Raw genomic sequence first — 17,238 nt, 5'->3', positions numbered from 1 at the left:
ACGGCGGCTGCCGGACTTCGGAAAGTCCGGCAGCCGCCGTCGTGATCACCGTGCGGATGGCCCGGCGGGCAAGCTGCAGGCTCCTACTTGAGGATGCCCTTTTCCTTCAGCCAGGCTTCGGCTGCTTCCTTGGCACCCTGCTTCTGGCTGCCGCTGACGGCACGGTTGAGGTTGATCAGGTCCTCGGTGGTCAGCTGGCTGGACACGTTGTTCAGCGCCTCCTTGGCCTTGTCTGTCATCTTGGCCTCGTTGTACAGGGGGATGACCTGCTGGGCGATGAAGTTGTTCTTCGGGTCCTCGAGGACCACCAGGTCGTTGTCCGCGATGGACGGGGTGGTGGTGTAGATGTCGGCCACCTGGACCTGGTCCTCGAGCAGCGCCTTCAGGGTCAGCGGGCCGCCGCCGTCGCTGAAGGGCTCCAGCTTCTTGGGCTCGCAGTTGTAGTTCTCCTTCAGGCCGGGCAGCCCGTAGGCACGTTCGGCGAAAGTGGCAGGTGCCCCGACAGTAATCTCGCTGCAGACCTTGGCGAGGTCCTCGATGGACTTCAGCTGGTACTTCTCAGCCGTTGCCTTGGTGACCACCATGGCGTCCTTGTTTTCCGCCTTGGACGCGTCCAGCACGGCCAGGCCGTCCGGCAGCTTGTCCGGAAGGGCCTTGGCGATGTCCTCGGCCGACTCCTCCGTGGCTTCCTTGTCGACGTGCAGCAGCAGGTTGCCCGTGTAGTCCGGGACAACGTCAACGGAACCGTCCTGGACGGCCTTGAAGTAGACCTCGCGGGAGCCGATGTTCGGCTTGGTGGTGGCGGTGACGCCGGCGGCGTTCAGTGCCCCCGCGTACAGTTCGGCGATGATCTGGCTTTCCGGGAAGTCGGCCGAGCCGACCACCAGGGAGGTGGTCCCGCCCGTGGAACCGCCGGTGGTTTTGGGAGCCTCGCTCAAGGGATCTGACGAACCGCCGCACGCGGACAGCGCCATTGCCAGGCCGAGTCCTGCGGCCAGCCCGCCAAATGCCCGCCTTCCCAGGCGCGGGTGATGGCTTAGTTTCATGGTTTACCTCCTTGGACAACAGTCTCCGTGAGCACGGGGTCTGTGAGATCGGCCGCAGCCTGCTGGCTGCGGCGGGACTGCCCTGCTGCCCCTGGTGTCAGGAACAGCCGCTGGAACAGGGACAAAACAAGGTCGACGGCGATGGCCAGCGCTGCGATGAGCAGTGATCCGCCCAGCATTTGCGGGAAGTCGCTCAGGACCAGCCCGTCGAAGAGGTACCGGCCCAGGCCGCCCAGGTTGATGTAGGCAACCACCGAGACGGTGGCAATCACCTGCAGCACGCCGGTCCGGAAACCGCCGAACATCACCGTCAGGGCGTTGGGCAGCTCAGCGCGGAACAGGACCTGGAGCTCTGTCATCCCCATGGCGCGAGCAGCGTCCACCACGTTCCGGTCCACGCTGGAAATCCCGGCGTAGGTCCCGGCCAGGAGCGGCGGCACGGTCAGGATCACCAGCGCCCACACCGGGGGCATGAGTCCGATTCCTGCGAGCAGGACGAAGAGTGTCAACAGGCCGAGTGTGGGCAGTGCCCGCAAAGCCCCGGCCAGCGCCACGATCGCCACCCGGCCCCTGCCGGTGTGTCCGACGTACAGGCCCACCGGGACCGCGATGGCCGCGGCGATCAGCATCACCAGGCCGGTGTACTGGAGGTGCTCACCCAGCCGTGCCGGGATACCGGCGGACCCGGTCCAGTGTTCCGGGTCGGCCAGCCAGGCAAAGGTATCGCTGAAGACGCTCACGCGTTCCCACCTCCGGTCTTAGGAGCAGCGAGCCTCCCGGCCGCGGCTGCAGGCTCGAGCCTGCCGGCGGCCAGGGGTTGCGGGCCGCGTCCCTTGCCGGCCCGCTCCCACGGCGTGAGGATGCGCTCCAGCAGGACCAGCAGCGCGTCCATCACCAGCGCCAGGAAGAGGATGGCAATGATGCCCACCACCACTTCGGTCACGAAGTCCCGCTGCAGGCCTGAGGTGAACAGCATGCCGAGGTTTCCGATGCCCAGCAGGGCGGCGACGCTGACCAGGGAGATGTTGCTGACGGAGACCACCCGCAGGCCGGCAAACAGGACCGGAAGGGACAGTGGCAGGTCAACCTGCAGGAACCGTGCCAGCGGTTTGTACCCCATGGCAACGGCAGCCTGGCTGATCTCAGCATCCACGGAATCGAAGGCGTCCAAAGCTGCGCGGACCAGCAGCGCGACGGCGTAGATGGTCAAGGCCACCACCACGTTGAGGGGATCCAGGATCCGGGTGCCCAGGATGGTGGGCAGGATGATGAAGAGGGCCAGCGACGGAATGGTATACAGCAGCGAGGATGCGGTCAGCACCACGGAGCGGAGTGCGCGGTGCTGCCGGACGAGCTGGGCCAAGGGGATGGAAATCATCAGGCCCAGGACCATGGGCACAATGGCCAGCACCATATGCTGGCCTGCGCGTTCGAAGACCATGCCGCTGTTGGCGAGGAACCACTCCATCAGAGTGCGGCCTGCCGCAGCTGGCGTGCTTCCTCGATCAGCGCCAGGACCTCCCCGCCCCGGACGGCGCCCAGCACCCTGCCTTCGGAATCCACCGCCACGCCCAGGCCCGACGGCGACGACAGGGCCGCGTCGAGCGCTTTCCGCAGGCTTTCGCCGGGCCGGAACAGGGAACCGCCGGGTATCAGCCCCGTGTCGGTGCCGGGGGTCGACCAGCCAAGCGGGCGCATGTCCTGGTCCACCACCAGCTGCCACCCGCCGGCGGCCGCCGGATCGGAGACAGGGCCGGACGGGCCGCGGACGATGGTCGGCACCGGGTGGAGCGTGACGCCGTCGGACGGGGTGAAGCCCAGGTGCCGGAAGCCCCGGTCCCGCCCCACGAAGGAGGCCACGAAATCGTTGGCCGGCGCCCGGAGGATCTCCTCCGGGGTGGCGTACTGGGCCAGCCTGCCGCCCACGGCGAAGACCGCCACCCTGTCCCCCAGCGTGGTGGCCTCGTCAATATCGTGGGTGACGAAGACGATGGTCTTCGCCAGGTCCTTCTGCAGCCGCAGCAGTTCCTGCTGCAGTTCGTCGCGGACCACGGGGTCCACAGCGCTGAAGGGTTCATCCATGAGCAGGACCGGCGGATCCGCGGCGAGGGCGCGGGCCACGCCGACGCGCTGCTGCTGGCCGCCGGAAAGCTGGGAGGGGTACCGCTTGGCAAGGGGCCGGGCCAGGCCCACCACGTCCAGCAGTTCCTCGGCGCGCCTGCGGGCGTCGGCTTTGGACACCCCGTTCAGCCGGGGCACCGTGGCGATGTTGTCCAGCACCGAGCGGTGCGGCAGCAAACCGGCGGACTGCATCACGTACCCCATGGACCGCCGCAGCTCGGCAGCCGGCACCGAGGCGACATCGTTGCCCCCAACGGTGATGGTGCCGCTGGTGGGTTCCACCATCCGGTTGATCATCCGCAGCGAGGTGGTCTTACCGCAGCCCGATGGTCCAACGAAAACCGTGATGGTGCCTTTCGCGATGGACAGCGAGAGGTTGTCCACGGCCGGCTGCCCGCCCTGGTACTGCTTGGTAACGCTCTGGAACTCGATCATCGCCTGGTCCATGGTGCGGACTTACCTGTTCTGTTGGACGGCATCTGATTGCACGCGACATTGTCATCAGCACGCTGATAGTTACGGTAACCCAATCCGGGGCCGGCATCACCGGTAGCGGCACCTAATCCGCGCAAAGGATTTCCTACTGTGACCATTCGGAGCCGCACGCGATCCGGACGGGCGTGGGTCCGGATCACGGGCCGCGAAGTTAAGCACTGACCGCCCCGGCCGCACCGGCCTACAGTTGGAGGGTGACCAACTTGGAGATCTCACCCCAGCAGGAAGTCTGTCCGCCGGCGAGCGCCGAGGGGAGTTCGGGCCCCTGCCTGCAGCTGTGGCCGGAGCGTGAGGTCCCGCTGGGCGGGGTGCGAGCCATGAACGTCCAACGGACCCTTCCCCAGCGCGGCCTTCCCACCATCGGGGCGTGGTGCTTCCTGGACAGTTTCGGCCCGGACCGGACGGCAATGTCCGTCCTGCCGCACCCGCACATCGGGCTGCAAACGGTCACGTGGCCGCTGGCCGGCCACGTCCGCCACCGGGACAGCGTGGGCAGCGATGTTGTGGTCCGCCCGGGCGAGCTGAACATCATGACCGCAGGGCACGGCGTCTCCCACTCCGAGTTTGCTGTGCTCCCGCCTGCCGGCGGGGACTTGCCGCTGCAGCGCGGCCTCCAGCTGTGGGTGGCGCTGCCCGACGCCGAGCGGCACCGCGGGCCGGCGTTCGAGCAGCACCGCGACTTGCCCCGGGTCAACGGGGACGGCTTCACCGCGACCGTGATGGTGGGCGAGCTGGCCGGTGTGGCCTCCCCCGCCACCATGTACTCGCCCATCGTGGGAGCCGATGTGTCCTGTGAAGGCACCGCGGTGCTCCCGCTGAACGGGGACTTTGAGCACGGCATTCTGGTGCTCGACGGCGGGCTGTCGCTGGACGGGCAGGAACTTCGTCCCGGACCGCTGGGCTACCTTGGCACGGGCCGGCAGGAACTGCGGCTGCAGGCACTTCCGGGCACGCGCTTCCTGCTGATCGGCGGCGAGCCGTTCGAGGAGGAACTGCTGATGTGGTGGAACTTCGTGGGGCGGACCCACGAGGAGGTGGAGCAGGCCCGGGAGGACTGGGAAGCGCAGGCCGCATTGTCCGGAACCGATGCGTATTCCGCCAGGTACGGCCTGGTGCCCGGCCACGGCCCCGATGCGGGCGCCGAAGCCGGGCGCATCCCCGCTCCCCCGCTGCCGGCGGTGCGGCTTACGCCCCGGAAGCGGGCCGTCTGATTCGCCGGAACCGGCGTCAGGCCGGCTCCGCCAGCAGCTGCAGCACCCCGAACACGGGCTCCTGGTCCAGGACCCGGACATCAGCGGCGCCGGCACTGGAAAGGTGGTGGCGGAAGGAATCCTGCAGTGGTTCCACGTTCATGCCCAGCCCGCCGCCCAGGATGACAGGGCCATCGAGCCCGAGCTGGCGGAGCACCTGCAGCGCCAGGTCTGCAAGATCGCGGCCGGCCTGGTCCAGCATGGCCTGGCTGCCGGCGTGCCCTGCGGCTGAAGCCGCCACTACGTGGCGCGCCTGCTGGGCCCAGAAACGGCGTCCGGTGTCCGGGGAGTGGAACAGCGCGATAAGCCGGTTGGGGTGGTCCACCCCGCAGGATTGCAGCAGCGCGGTGGTGAGTTCGTCTACGGGCAGTCCCTGGTTCATCCGCCGGAGGCTGTGCCTCACGGCTTCGCGGCCCAGCCAGTACCCGCTGCCTTCATCACCCAGCAGGTAGCCCCAGCCGCCTGCGCGGGCCTCGCCGTCGTCGGCGTTCCTGCCCCAGGCGGCCGAACCGGTCCCGGCGATCACTGCCACCCCGGTGCTGGCGTGGCCGGCCGCGAGCAGGAGGCGCGAGTCGTGGACCACGGTGACCAGGGCATCGGGAACGTGCGGCTGGATCAGCGATGCCAGGGCGGCCGCGTCCTCATCGGTGTCGATCCCGCCCGATCCCGCGTAAACCCGGGAGACTGCACCGCCGCCGATCCGGCCGAAGAGGTCCGCGATATTGCGGGCAGCCTCCTCCCGGCTGACATTCTGCACATTTGAGCTGCCCGCGGACTCGTCTGCAACCGGCACGCCGCCCTCGAAGCGGATGCCGTGGGTCTTGGTGCCTCCGATATCAAGGCCAATCACGACGCCGGCGAGCGGGCTGGGTGCGGACGTCACAGTCTTGTCGGTGGGCAGTGCCGAGGGGTTTTCGGTGTTGGTCACGTCACTAGGGTACTGGCCGGCACAGGCGCCAACCTGGCCGGGACCGGCCCTGGCTCCGTCGTGCCTGTCCCCTCCTCCGGCTCAGCGGGTACGCTGCCTGGCCAGTCCTGCCAGCAAGTGGGGTCCCTCACCAACCACCATGTCCCGGAAAAGCCGCACCGGCACCGGTTCGGCACCGGCTTTCCTGCGGCGCCAGCTCAGGCCCACTTCCCGGAAGGCCAGCGGTGAGCCGAGGGGAACCTCCGTCCAGCCAAGGTTTCCGGTCTCCGGGCTGACGGTCCTGCCGGGTGCATCCCCTCCCGGTGGCAGGATGCTCACGGCCAGCCCAGCGGACACCAGCCCCCGGACGGTATGCGAATCCTGGCTTTCAAAGGCTATGCGCGGCCGGTACCCTGCCTCGCGGAACAGTGCATCCGTCAGGGAACGCATGCCGTACCCCGGCTCGAGTGCCACAAAGGGTTCCGTCCTGATGTCAGCCAGCGCCACCGACCCCCGGCCGGCGAGCTGATGGCTGTGATGCACCACCAGTCGCAGCGGTTCCCGGTACAGCGGCGCGGAGTGCAGGTTCGTGCCGTCCGCTCCCACCGGCGCCGTGAGTGCCAGGTCTGCCTTCCCGGCCGCCAGCTCCTCCAGGCAGGAATTCCGCGAACCCTGGCTCAGGGTAAACACCGCGCCGGGATGCCGGCTCCGGAAGGCACTGATCAGCAGCGGCAAGGTGGCCTCGCCGAAGGTGTGCTGGAATGCCACGGAGATCCTGCCCCGGACCACCGACGATTCCTCGCGTACCAGGTCCAGTCCGGTCTGGAATTCGCTGAGTGCCTGCTCGATGTAAGGCAGGAGCGTACGGGCCGCCGGGGTGAGCCGGACTCCCCTGCCGTCCCTCACCAGCAGTTCCGTGCCGACGGCGGTGCTGGCCCGTGCCAGTGCCCTGCTCACCGTGGACTGGGGCACTCCCAGGAGTTCGGCTGTTTCAGTGACGTGCTCCGTCCTGCCCAGCTCGGCGAGCACGGGCAGGAGGGGAAGAAGCTGCGCCAGCTGCCTGTGGTCTGTCTGCATGTCTTGGCTCCTCGCCGCCGGTTCCATAACCGATCCCTACCTGCTATCAGTTCTTCACAAATTATGCATTGGAGGCATGTATAGGCCCGGCCTAGGCTAACGGCATGGCCTGTGAAGCAAGGGTGACCGGCAACCAATCACCGCCCCGCTGGGACGGGCACGCCAAGGGATCCCGGGCCTACGCCCGGATCCTGGCCGGACTGTCCTTCGCCGGGGTGGCCACCTTTGCCCAGCTCTACTCCACCCAGGCCGTCCTGCCCCTGCTCGCGGCTGACCTGCACATCACCGCGGCCGAGGCTGCGCTTACCATCTCGCTGGCCACCGTGGGACTCGCCGTCACGGTGATCCCGTGGTCCTTCCTGGCCGACCGGATCGGACGGGTCAAGGCCATGACCTGGGGCATTTCCATCGCCACTGTCCTCGGCCTGCTGGTGCCGCTGTCCACGAGTTTCGGGATGCTGCTTGCCTTGCGGCTGCTGGAAGGCATGGCTCTCGGCGGAATCCCCGCCATCGCCATCGCCTACCTCAATGAGGAAGTGACCAAAGCGCACGCGGCGCTGGCGGCAGGCAGCTACGTCGCGGGCACCACCCTCGGCGGGCTTGCCGGCCGGCTCGTGGCAGGACCGGCCGGTGAGCTGTGGGGCTGGCGTGCTGCCGCTCTGGCCGTTTCCATCCTGGCCACCCTCGCCGCCGTCGCCTTCCTGTTCCTGGTGCCGGGGGCACGGGGCTTCGTCTCCTCACCGGGGGCAGGACTCGGCAGCGCATTCCGGACCCTCGGCGGGCACCTGCGCAACATCCGGCTGCTCGCCCTGTACGTCCAGGCGTTCTTGATGATGGGCGGTTTCGTCGCCGTCTACAACTACCTGGGCTTCCGGCTGTCCGGCGCGCCCTTCAGCCTGCCTGCCACGCTGATCAGCCTCATCTTCCTGGCCTATCTCTCCGGAACCGTGTCCTCACGCTGGGCCGCCGGGCTGACCACACGGTTTGGGCGGCGGAACGTCCTGCTGGCCGGGCTGGCCCTTTCGACGGCGGGACTTGCCCTGACGCTTGTTCCCTACCTTCCGCTGATCCTCACGGGGCTGGTAGTGTTCACGGGCGGTTTTTTCGCCGCGCACAGCATCGGCGCCGGCTGGACCGGAGCGATCGCCAGCACCGGCCGTGCGCAGGCAGCATCCCTGTACAACCTCGCCTACTACCTGGGGTCAAGCATCATCGGGTGGGCCGGCGGCCTCGTTTTCCAGTCCTTCGGCTGGGTGGCCCTGGCGGCAGGGGTGATGGTCCTTGCCTGCCTGACCGGGGCCGCCGTCGCCGTCGTGCATCCCCGGACGCAAGATGCAGGCGCCTGACCGGCCGGGACGGGCCCTACGGCTCTACGGGCAGCGAATTAACTGCTCCGGTCGGAGGCAGTGTCGGTGCTGATATTCGGCGGGACCCGCAGCCAGGGGCGTACTGGCGCATTTACAGCGGTCTAGGATGAATGCAGGACCGTTGGAAGGAACAGCAGTGACCACGAATCCCAGGAACATCAGGCCGGGAGCGCACCTGGAGCCGCTGGATGCTATTGACGAGCGGCTGCTCGAAGCCCTGGTGAACGACGCCAGGATCTCCAACAAGCAGCTTGCCGAACTGGTGGGGATCGCCCCTTCCACCGCCCTGATGCGGACCCGCGCGTTGTCCGAACGGGGCATCGTTCAGGGCTACGAGGCGAAGCTCAACCTCTCTGCCATCGGCCGGTCCGTCCAGGCACTTGTTGCCGTGCGGCTCCGCGCCCACGACCGCGACCAGATCGACCGTTTCACGTCCCGCGTTCCGCATCTGCCGGCTGTGCTGTCCACGTTCCACACCTCAGGCTCCGTGGACTACCTGCTGCATATCGCCGTCGGGAGCACCGAGGACCTCCGGGACTGGGTGCTGGACAACCTTGCGACGGACCCGGTGGTGGGGCATACCGAGACCACCCTGGTGTTCGAACACATCCAGGGCAACCACGGGCCGCTCCCGGAGTAGCGGCTTACCGGCCTAGCCGGACCGGCCGTGCCGCCGAACCGCCCGGACCAGCGTCAGGACCGCCAGCGCAAGCGCGGCCGTACCGCAAACAAGGACGAAGCCGGCCACGGCAGCTTCCTGCCCGGCAAGTCCGGCCAACCAGCCAAGGCCAAGGACCGGGACGGCGCTGCCTAAGTAGGTGATGACGTAGACAGTGCTGACAGTTTGGGCGTGGCGGGCTGGCTCCACCATGGCGGCAACCTCATTGAATGTGGTCCTGAAGGCCAGTCCCTGCCCGGCACCGGCAAAAACGGCAGCAACCACGAGCACCAGCGGGCTGTGCCAAGCGCCCGCGGCCCCCAGCAGGAAGACGGATCCGCCGAGGACTGCCAGCCCTATAGGGATTGTGTAGCGTCCGCGGAGGGTCAGCACCTGGCTTAGTGCGGAGGCTCCAAGCGGCAGGGCGGCCAGCAGGCCGATCAACGGCCGGGATTGTGTGTCCAGCACCTGGGCGAAGTAGCCGGGCGCCAGGGAAAGGCAGAAACCGAATACTGCGAAACTGAGGAAGCCCACGGCCGATGCAAGCCAGAAAGCGCCCCTGGCGTTCCGCGGCACGGCGAGGGGCCGCGGCGCCAGCGCCTGCAGGGGCCGGGACACTGCCGGAAGCATGATGGCTGGCCTTGCCCGGATCAGGTAGAGCGGCACCAGGAGCGCCGCGAGGACCACCGAGTACACGGTGTAGGGGGCGGTGGTGGCACCGGGCAGCAGGGACAGCAGCCCGCCCAGAACAGGGCCGGCCGCTACTCCGCCGGCAGAGGCCAGCAGCGTGAAACGTGACGCCCACTCAGGACGCGAGGGCAGCAGCTCGCGCAGGGCGGCAGCACTGGCACCCGTGGCGAGTGCCACGGCAATGCCCTGCAGGGCCCGTCCCGTGCAGAGGGCCGCGAGCGTGTCCGCACCCGCGAACACCCAGCCGCCAGCCAACCCGGTCAGCACGGCAAGCAGCAGCGCAGCGCGGCGTCCGATGTGGTCGGACCAGTGCCCGGCCAGCATCAGGGTGGCCACCAGCGAAAGGACGTAGCTGGCGAACGCAGCGGACACATCCAGCGAGCTGAGTCCCAGCTCCGCCTGCAGGAGTGGATACAGCGGCGTAGCGAGATTGGCGCCCACCAGCAGGACGAAAATGACGGCGCCTGCCATCACAAGCCGTGCCGTGGTGGACGCGTCCCACCCGGCAGATGTGGCAGGGGCCGGGCGCATCCGGAGCTCGCTGAAGACCGTCATGGTGCCGCCTTTGGTTCTGCCGCGGCAGGTGGTCCTTGTGGGAGCCCGGCGCGGAGTGGATATGCGATGGTTCCAGATTGGGGTATTACTGCTCGATTGGCTCGAAATCAATGACAGAATTGAGCAGGATCATCAAAAGTTCTGTACCGCTGTGATGGAGAGTGACCATTTGAACAATCTGGACCCCACCGACCTCAGGATCCTGCTGGCACTGATCCGGGACCCCCGTATCCAGATCGGCGATTTGAGCGAATCGGTGGGCGTGGCCCGCAACACCGCCCAGTCCCGGGTCCGCCGGCTGATCCGGGCGGGTGTACTGCGCCCGGGCGGCCGGGAAGTGGATCTTGAGGCCGTGGGCTATGACGTGGTGGCTTTTGTGACCATTGAGGTCTCGCACCGGGAACTGGACGGTGTGGTCGCCGCGCTGCGGCTGATCCCCCAGGTCCTGGAAGTCCATGAAATTTCCGGACGCGGCGACGTCTGGTGCCGGGTGGTGGCCACGGACACCCACAACCTGCAGGCATCGCTGCGGCAGGTCCTCCGCATCAAGGGCGTCATCCGGACCGAAACGGTGCTGGCGCTGCACACCCATATTCCTTACCGGACCGAGCCCCTCATTAGCGGCCTCACCAAGTCGACGGGCGGCTGATACCGGATCCGCTGCGGCGCCTCGGGACCTGCCTCCCCTTCCGGCCGGCTCCGGACGGCTAGGATTTCTTGAATGGATTGGCTCTCTTACGTCTCACAGATCAACTGGCTCGCGGTCCTACTGGCTTTCGTGGCCAGCATGGCCATTGGCTTCGTGTGGTACATGCCGGCCGTCCTGGGCAACCGGTGGATGGCCGCCATCGGCAAGACCGAGGAGGATCTGAAGAACATCGGTGGCGGAGCAGGAATCTGGCTCCCCATGATGCTGGCTTCGGCGCTGACCGTCATCCTCCTGGCCGTCCTCATCAGCAAGCTGGGGCTGGATAATGCCCTGGCAGGAGCCTGGTTCGCGCTGGTGTTGGGACTTGTCTTCCGTGCCGGAGGCCATGTGATCCACAACGGTTTTGCAGGCCGCCCGGCTGCGGTGACAGTGATCGACGCCGGCCATGACTTGGTGGCGATGGCCGTGTCCGGCGCCATTATCGGAGCGGTGTCCTGACCATTGTGAGCACGTACAGCGAAGGCACCTGCCCATGACCATCATCGACAATGCCGTTTACGTTGACGGTGTCCGCCATGCCGAGCCGGAAAACCTGGAGCAGACGTTCGAGACGCTGGCGCACCACGGCGGGATGGCGTGGATTGGGCTGTACCGTCCCACCAAGGTTGAGATGGCCGCCGTGGCCGCGGAGTTCGGGCTCCACGCCCTCGCGGTGGAGGATGCCATCTCGGCCCACCAGCGCCCCAAGTTGGAACGCTACGGGGACAACCTCTTCACCGTCCTCCGGCCGGCACGCTACCTGGACGCCAGTGAAACAGTCGAATTCGGGGAACTCCACATCTTCACGGGAAAGAACTTCGTGGTCACCGTGCGGCATGCCGAGACGGCCGGTGTGGCCCGGGTAAGGAAACGGCTCGAAGGCAGGCCTGACCTTCTCCGGCACGGCCCGGAAGCGGTGCTGTACGCCCTCCTGGACGCAGTGGTTGACGACTACGCCCCGGTGGTGGCAGGGCTCGAGAATGACATCGACGAGATCGAGGACCAGCTCTTCAGCGGCGATTCCACCGTCTCCCGCCGGATCTACGAACTGGCCCGGGAAGTGATCCAGTTCCAGCGCGCCATCCATCCCCTGCCGGACATGATGCACCAGCTCAAGCGGGGCTTCGCGAAGTACGGTGTGGAAAGCGAGCTCCAGCACAGCCTGCGCGACGTGGAAGACCACGTTGAGCGGGTGATCTCCCGGGCAGACTCCTTCCGGGACCTGCTGCAGAATGCCCTGACGCTTGACGGCACCCTGACGGCCAACCGGCAGAATGAGGCCAGCGCCGCGCAGAACGAGCAGGTCAAAAAGATCTCCTCCTGGGCCGCCATCCTGTTTGCGCCCTCGTTCGTGGCCGGGATCTACGGCATGAACTTCGACTACATGCCCGAGCTGCACTGGGCCTTTGGCTACCCGATGGCGATCGGCCTCATGGCGGCCGTGGGGGTGGGAATGTATGGCATCTTCAAAAAGAAGGGCTGGCTGTAGAGTCCTGGCCTTCCCGCCCTCTCGGGAGAACTGGCAATTACTGGTCATCAAAGGGCGGGGCACAGGGTGGACTGACAGATCCCGGATTCCAAAACACCCCGGTCCGAAGACCGGGGTGTTACCGAGGACAGAACCATCCCTGAAGGATGACCCCACTCCTCACATTTGTGGAGCTAAGGGGATTTGAACCCCTGACCTCTTCGATGCGAACGAAGCGCTCTACCAACTGAGCTATAGCCCCGGAACGGCCACTTGGTGCAGGTGCTGGACCGGTGACCCTAGGCTACAAATTTTCCCGTCCCAATGCCAATCCGCACCCTGGTGAGGGGCAGCAGCACCCCGGATGCCGCCGTCGTACCGCGCGGCAAGGTTTATGCGCGGCGGCGCTGCAGGACGTCGTCGAGGTTGCTCAGTGCGCTCTGTGCCTTGCTGAGCTGCTGGGCTTCTGCAGCCGGTGCAGCAGCGGCAGGCGTCCCCGTTGCACCCTGCTTCAGGGACGGCTTGCCCACTGCCTTCGGCGCGGCCGGCAGCTCAAGCGGCTCAGGCTCTGGGCGTTCGGCCTTGGCGGCATCAACGTATACCGGCTTCGGAACCTCTACCGGCTCCCAGGGGGTACCAGCGGGAGTTCCCGATGCCGCCGCAGCCGCACTTGGATCACCGGCCGCCACGGCAACGGCCAGGGCTGCCTCGCGAAGTTCCTGGGCTGTCAACTGCTGGACCTTCGGCTGGTGGGCCTCGGCGTCAAAGAGCGGGCTTTCCCGGGGAGCGGGGGCCGACTCCGGCTTCGGCGGAATCCTTTCGGATACGTGCCTAACCGGCGGTGCGCTCATGGCCGAGCGAAAAGCCGCGTTGACCTTGGCCTTGCGGTCGCGGACAGCCAGCCAGCGCAGGATGGCGACGGACACCGCCGTCAGTGCCGCACAGGCCAGCGGCAGGAAAAGCGAGCCGAGGCCAAAAGGCAGCAGAATTGCGGAAACCAGTGACGTCATCAAAGACAGGAGTCCGGCAAGCGCCAGTGCGGTCCGGCCGTAACGGATCCGGAGGCGGCCGGCGGGTGCCGGGCCGGCAGACTTGGCGGAGGGTCCGGCGCTCTTCATGGCTTCCATGGGCTTCTCCTGCTGGGCGGCGACGTTCAGTACCAGACCGGCTGGCTGATCCGGTCTTTCCTCGGCTGGGGCGTCTGCCAGAAAATCACCGGCGGGCTGGAACTGGTGCCGGCGGTTCCGGAGGACGTAGGGGGCAACCCACACAATCCAGAGCACGACGGCAACCACAAGGATCACTGAGCTGCTAAGGGGGAAGTCCACACTCAAAACCGTATGAGCATCAAGCCTCCTGCTGCGGCATTAGCCGCGGTGTGTCGCAGGCCGGGGAGCAAATGAGTGGATTTATGACGGCCTGGTGGCGAGCCAGCGTGTCAACAGCCCTTCCGGGACATCTTCCGATGTCAGGGCGAACGACCGGTGGTCGGCCCATTCGCCGTTGATGTGGAGGTAGCGGGGCCGGTAGCCCTCGTCCCGGAAGCCCAGCTTCTCCACCACCCGCAGGCTGGGCGCATTTTCAGGCCGGATGTTGATTTCCATCCGGTGCAGCCCCAGGGTCTGGAAGCAGTGGTCGGTCACCAGGGCCACTGCAGTGGGGGCGATTCCGCGCCCGGCCCTGGCCTGGTCCACCCAATATCCCAGGGTGGCCATCATTGCCGACCCCCACACGATGGAGGAGACCGTCAACTGGCCGATGATTGGCGGATTTCGCAGCCCCGGAGTTCTCTCCGTGATCACGAAGGGCAGCGCGGTGGCCTGGGCGGCCTGCGTATTCAACGAACGGACCATCTGCCGGTAGTCCGGAAGGCCCCCGCGCGGGTCCGGGTTGGACGCCTCCCACGGTGCAAGCCAGTCGCTGTTGCGGGACCTGACCTCCGTCCACTCCTTTTTGTCCCGGTACCTGATGGGCCGCAGGACCAGGTCGCCGCACTCCAAGGTCACGGGCCAGATGGGGCCGAATCGCACGGTTGCTACTTGGACAGGCCGTCGGTGAACCCCGGCAGCCACTCCCGCAGGCCCGGGCCCAGGTCCTCGCTGTCGATGGCGAGCTGCAGGCATGCCTTGAGGTAGCTGAGCTTGTCGCCCGTATCGTAGCGGCGCCCCCGGAACACAACACCGTAAACGCCGCGGCCTTCGCCATCGCCGGTGGCGAGCTCCTGCAGCGCGTCTGTCAGCTGGATCTCTCCGCCGCGTCCGGGGCCGGTGCGCTCCAGAACTTCGAAGACGGACGGATGCAGGACGTAGCGGCCAATAACAGCCAGGTTTGACGGCGCTTCATCCGCGGACGGCTTCTCGACCAGCCCGTTGACCCGCACATAGCTTTCGCCGTCGATGTCCTGGATGTCCGCACAGCCGTAGGAGCTGATCTGTGACGGTTCCACCTCGATGAGGGCGACCACGGACCCGCCGGTCTTGGCCTGGACATCGATCATGGTGCTGAGCAGTTCGTCACGGGCATCAATGAGGTCATCCCCCAGCAGCACGGCAAAGGCTTCATTGCCAACGTGCTGCTTCGCCCGGAGGACGGCGTGGCCCAGCCCGTTGGGGTCGCCCTGGCGCACGTAATGGATGTCGCCAAGGTTGCTGGCCGCCTGGATGGATGCCAGTTTCTCAGTGTCCCCTTTGTCGGCAAGCGTTGACTCCAGGGCCGGGACCCGGTCAAAGTGGTCCTCCAAAGCCCGCTTGTTACGTCCCGTGATCATCAGAACGTCATTCAGCCCCACCTGCACGGCTTCCTCCACTACATACTGGATGGCAGGCTTGTCCACCACGGGCAGCATTTCCTTGGGCATAGCCTTGGTGGCAGGAAGGAACCTGGTGCCCAGACCGGCAGCGGGGATGACGGCTTTGCGAACTCTCGGGTTACGGGTACTCACCGGACTAATCTAACGTCAGCGTCAAGCATTCAGTAATCAATGGACCGGCGGGCAGCCGCCCCGGAACCGGCGTACCAACCGCCCCAGCGCGGGTAATAAGGAGACACAATGGCCCAACAGCAAGCCACCGCGAAGGACGACATCCGGACAGCCCACCGCCGGCGAAGGGCAGCGCTGACCCCTGCCGAACTGGAAGCCGCCGGCGCTGCCCTGGCCATGCATGGTGTCGCCTGGGCCGAATCCATGTCCGGTGGAAGGCCGGCGACGTTCTGCGTGTATCTCGGTACCGGCGTCGAGCCGCCCACGCTGCCCCTCATCGCCGCCCTCCACGGCAACGGCCACAAGGTCCTGCTCCCCGTCTGCGAGCCGGGCCGTGAGCTGAGCTGGGTTATCTGGGGCCCGGACAGCACCCTGGAACGCAGCAGGTACGCACCCATCATGGAACCGGTTGGGCCCCGCCACGGACCGGATGTTGCCGGCGAGGCCACGGCACTGTTCATCCCTGCTACCGCCGTGGATCTCGACGGCAACAGGGTGGGCCAGGGCGGCGGCTACTACGACAAGTTCCTGGGCCACCTTGCCACCGCCGGGAAGGAAATCCCGCTGGCCGCTGTTATCTATGACGATGAACTCCTCCCGGCGGGCAGGATTCCTGCCGAGGAGTTCGACCGTCCTGTTCCCGCCGTCCTTGTCCCGTCGGGGCTTAGGCCGTTGGGCAAGATCGCCTAGCTCAGGCGGGTGGCCGCAACGGGATGATAGAATTAGCACTCAGGCCCTGCGACTGCTAATGGATTACCAGGTGGCAGCACGGGACCTCTCGTTTGCCCAAGAGGAGGAGCACCAGTGCCAACATATGCTTACGCCTGCAAGGATTGCGGCCACGCCTTCGACATCGTCCAGTCGTTCTCGGACAGCTCACTGACGTCGTGCCCCGAATGCCAGGGCGCGCTGCGCAAGAAGTTCAACAGCGTGGGTGTCGTGTTCAAGGGCTCCGGCTTCTACCGGACCGATTCCCGGGACTCCAAGGGCAACACCGTCTCCGCGGCGCCGGCTTCTTCCACGCCTGCTCCGGCGGCGGCACCTTCCGCTCCCGCTCCGGCAGCTGCGGCCGCCGCCAGCTGATTCCGGCTTCCGCCGTTACGACGGCGGCCCTGCACCGATGGGACATTGTCCACATAGGCGCGGGGCCGCTGTCTTTTGCATATCCGGGGCGCCTAGCGTGGCGGCATGCCTGCTCATCCCTTCCGTGCCCGCCGGGAAGCTTCCGGATTCCTTCGAACTCCCGGCCGGACGGTTCCGTCCGGCCGTTCCGTTGCCCGTCCCAGTGCCAGGTTTGGCGGCTGGCTGAGCCGCAACCGCCGGCTTGCCATTGCCCTGTTGCTGTGTGCAGCGGCGGCACTCACCGTCCACCAGCTCACGCCGGAACCGGTCCACACCGTCACCGCACTGGCCGCCGCCCGGGACCTGCCTGCCGGGTCTGCCCTTGCGGCCACTGACATTTCCGCGATCCAGGTTCCTCCGGGCATGCTCGCGGACGGAGTCCTGCGCGAACCCGGCGAAGCGTCCGGCAGGCAGCTGGCTGCCCCGCTGCGCAAAGGCCAGCTGCTGGCGGACGCCCAGCTGCTGGGGCCCGGCCTCCTCACCGGCAGTCCTGCCGGCTCAGCTGCAGTGCCCCTTCGGATGGCGGACCCCTCGTCCATCCAGTTGGTCTCCCCCGGGCAGCTGGTGAACGTGGTGCTGACCGCGGGGAACGGTTTCGACCAGCAAACACCGTCCGAAGTCCTGGCCGCGGCGGTGCCCGTGCTGTGGACCTCGGCAACCGGCGGCCAGGGCGGGCAATGGCTTGGCACGCAGGAGACTGACGGCCTGATCGTCGTGGCCGCAAACGCGGAACAGGCGGCCCGGCTGGCGGGCGCCTCCACGCAAGGCAAGCTGTTCTTTGTCCTGGTCGGGCCGCCGTAACAGGCTGCCTCCT

General features: G+C 67.0%; 19 protein-coding genes and 1 tRNA gene. 9 read left to right on the top strand and 11 right to left on the bottom strand.

Annotated elements, in window-relative coordinates; genetic code table 11:
* Positions 1-83: 83 nt before the first annotated feature.
* The 4 genes from AC5RUO_RS05290 to AC5RUO_RS05275 are packed head-to-tail and all read right to left on the bottom strand — an operon-like array spanning position 84 to position 3,614.
* A complete protein-coding gene (locus AC5RUO_RS05290; RefSeq protein WP_494102984.1) occupies positions 84-1,046 on the bottom strand; it encodes an ABC transporter substrate-binding protein in 963 nt (320 codons plus the stop codon).
* Complete coding sequence (locus AC5RUO_RS05285; protein ID WP_494008840.1) at positions 1,043-1,786, bottom strand: ABC transporter permease; 744 nt, start codon at positions 1,784-1,786, stop codon at positions 1,043-1,045. Before AC5RUO_RS05285 ends, AC5RUO_RS05290 begins: the two co-directional genes overlap by 4 nt.
* Positions 1,783-2,514, bottom strand: a complete 732-nt coding sequence (locus AC5RUO_RS05280) for an ABC transporter permease (protein ID WP_494102983.1) — start codon at positions 2,512-2,514, stop codon at positions 1,783-1,785. The genes AC5RUO_RS05285 and AC5RUO_RS05280 overlap by 4 nt, the downstream gene beginning before the upstream one ends.
* A complete protein-coding gene (locus AC5RUO_RS05275; protein WP_494008842.1) occupies positions 2,514-3,614 on the bottom strand; it encodes an ABC transporter ATP-binding protein in 1,101 nt (366 codons plus the stop codon). Before AC5RUO_RS05275 ends, AC5RUO_RS05280 begins: the two co-directional genes overlap by 1 nt.
* A 242-nt stretch (positions 3,615-3,856) precedes the next feature.
* On the opposite strand from AC5RUO_RS05275, the gene AC5RUO_RS05270 reads away from it, so the two are divergent.
* Positions 3,857-4,873, top strand: a complete 1,017-nt coding sequence (locus tag AC5RUO_RS05270) for a pirin family protein (RefSeq protein ID WP_494102982.1) — start codon at positions 3,857-3,859, stop codon at positions 4,871-4,873.
* Positions 4,874-4,889: 16 nt separating this feature from the next.
* Here the strand turns inward: AC5RUO_RS05270 and AC5RUO_RS05265 are convergent, their stop codons facing one another.
* Together AC5RUO_RS05265 and AC5RUO_RS05260 are read right to left on the bottom strand one after the other, a co-directional pair.
* On the bottom strand, positions 4,890-5,840 hold the full coding sequence (locus AC5RUO_RS05265) for an N-acetylglucosamine kinase (RefSeq protein ID WP_494008844.1): 951 nt from the start codon (positions 5,838-5,840) through the stop codon (positions 4,890-4,892).
* A gap of 81 nt (positions 5,841-5,921) precedes the next feature.
* A complete protein-coding gene (locus tag AC5RUO_RS05260; RefSeq protein ID WP_494102981.1) occupies positions 5,922-6,896 on the bottom strand; it encodes a LysR family transcriptional regulator in 975 nt (324 codons plus the stop codon).
* Between the two features lie 104 nt (positions 6,897-7,000).
* Here AC5RUO_RS05260 and AC5RUO_RS05255 point away from each other — a divergent pair, with 104 nt between their 5' ends.
* Positions 7,001-8,242, top strand: a complete 1,242-nt coding sequence (locus tag AC5RUO_RS05255) for an MFS transporter (RefSeq protein WP_494102980.1) — start codon at positions 7,001-7,003, stop codon at positions 8,240-8,242.
* A gap of 157 nt (positions 8,243-8,399) precedes the next feature.
* Positions 8,400-8,903 carry an Lrp/AsnC family transcriptional regulator gene (locus AC5RUO_RS05250; RefSeq protein WP_009356995.1) on the top strand — a complete coding sequence of 168 codons (504 nt, stop codon included), beginning with the start codon at positions 8,400-8,402 and terminating at the stop codon, positions 8,901-8,903.
* Between the two features lie 12 nt (positions 8,904-8,915).
* On the opposite strand, the gene AC5RUO_RS05245 is transcribed toward AC5RUO_RS05250, so the two are convergent.
* Positions 8,916-10,166 (bottom strand): MFS transporter, encoded by a 1,251-nt coding sequence (locus AC5RUO_RS05245; RefSeq protein WP_494102979.1) that lies wholly within the window; start codon positions 10,164-10,166, stop codon positions 8,916-8,918.
* Between the two features lie 169 nt (positions 10,167-10,335).
* Between AC5RUO_RS05245 and AC5RUO_RS05240 the strand changes: the two genes are divergently transcribed.
* The 3 genes from AC5RUO_RS05240 (at position 10,336) to corA (ending at position 12,343) form a co-directional block, all read left to right on the top strand.
* A complete protein-coding gene (locus AC5RUO_RS05240) occupies positions 10,336-10,815 on the top strand; it encodes an Lrp/AsnC family transcriptional regulator (protein WP_494008848.1) in 480 nt (159 codons plus the stop codon).
* A 72-nt stretch (positions 10,816-10,887) separates the two neighbouring features.
* A complete protein-coding gene (locus tag AC5RUO_RS05235; protein ID WP_494102978.1) occupies positions 10,888-11,313 on the top strand; it encodes a DUF1761 domain-containing protein in 426 nt (141 codons plus the stop codon).
* A gap of 34 nt (positions 11,314-11,347) precedes the next feature.
* Complete coding sequence (gene corA, locus AC5RUO_RS05230; protein ID WP_494008850.1) at positions 11,348-12,343, top strand: magnesium/cobalt transporter CorA; 996 nt, start codon at positions 11,348-11,350, stop codon at positions 12,341-12,343.
* Positions 12,344-12,511: 168 nt separating this feature from the next.
* Here the strand turns inward: corA and AC5RUO_RS05225 are convergent.
* From AC5RUO_RS05225 to galU, 4 genes are all read right to left on the bottom strand, one after another.
* Positions 12,512-12,584, bottom strand: a tRNA-Ala gene (locus tag AC5RUO_RS05225).
* A 130-nt stretch (positions 12,585-12,714) separates the two neighbouring features.
* Positions 12,715-13,626 (bottom strand): hypothetical protein, encoded by a 912-nt coding sequence (locus AC5RUO_RS05220; RefSeq protein ID WP_494103380.1) that lies wholly within the window; start codon positions 13,624-13,626, stop codon positions 12,715-12,717.
* A gap of 105 nt (positions 13,627-13,731) precedes the next feature.
* A complete protein-coding gene (locus AC5RUO_RS05215) occupies positions 13,732-14,352 on the bottom strand; it encodes a GNAT family N-acetyltransferase (protein WP_494102977.1) in 621 nt (206 codons plus the stop codon).
* 5 nt (positions 14,353-14,357) lie between these two features.
* Entirely contained in the window at positions 14,358-15,263 is a 906-nt protein-coding gene (gene galU / locus AC5RUO_RS05210; RefSeq protein ID WP_494008852.1) for a UTP--glucose-1-phosphate uridylyltransferase GalU, read from the bottom strand.
* 108 nt (positions 15,264-15,371) lie between these two features.
* On the opposite strand from galU, the gene AC5RUO_RS05205 reads away from it, so the two are divergent.
* From AC5RUO_RS05205 to AC5RUO_RS05195, 3 genes are all read left to right on the top strand, one after another.
* A complete protein-coding gene (locus AC5RUO_RS05205; RefSeq protein ID WP_494102976.1) occupies positions 15,372-15,992 on the top strand; it encodes a 5-formyltetrahydrofolate cyclo-ligase in 621 nt (206 codons plus the stop codon).
* A gap of 114 nt (positions 15,993-16,106) precedes the next feature.
* Complete coding sequence (locus tag AC5RUO_RS05200; protein ID WP_494008854.1) at positions 16,107-16,385, top strand: FmdB family zinc ribbon protein; 279 nt, start codon at positions 16,107-16,109, stop codon at positions 16,383-16,385.
* A 105-nt stretch (positions 16,386-16,490) separates the two neighbouring features.
* On the top strand, positions 16,491-17,225 hold the full coding sequence (locus tag AC5RUO_RS05195; protein WP_494102975.1) for an RcpC/CpaB family pilus assembly protein: 735 nt from the start codon (positions 16,491-16,493) through the stop codon (positions 17,223-17,225).
* Positions 17,226-17,238: the final 13 nt, after the last annotated feature.

It is taken from the genome of Arthrobacter sp. Y3221087 (assembly GCF_059089905.1).
Note: the sequence above shows the minus strand (reverse complement) of the source record. Positions and strands in the feature narration are given on the sequence as shown.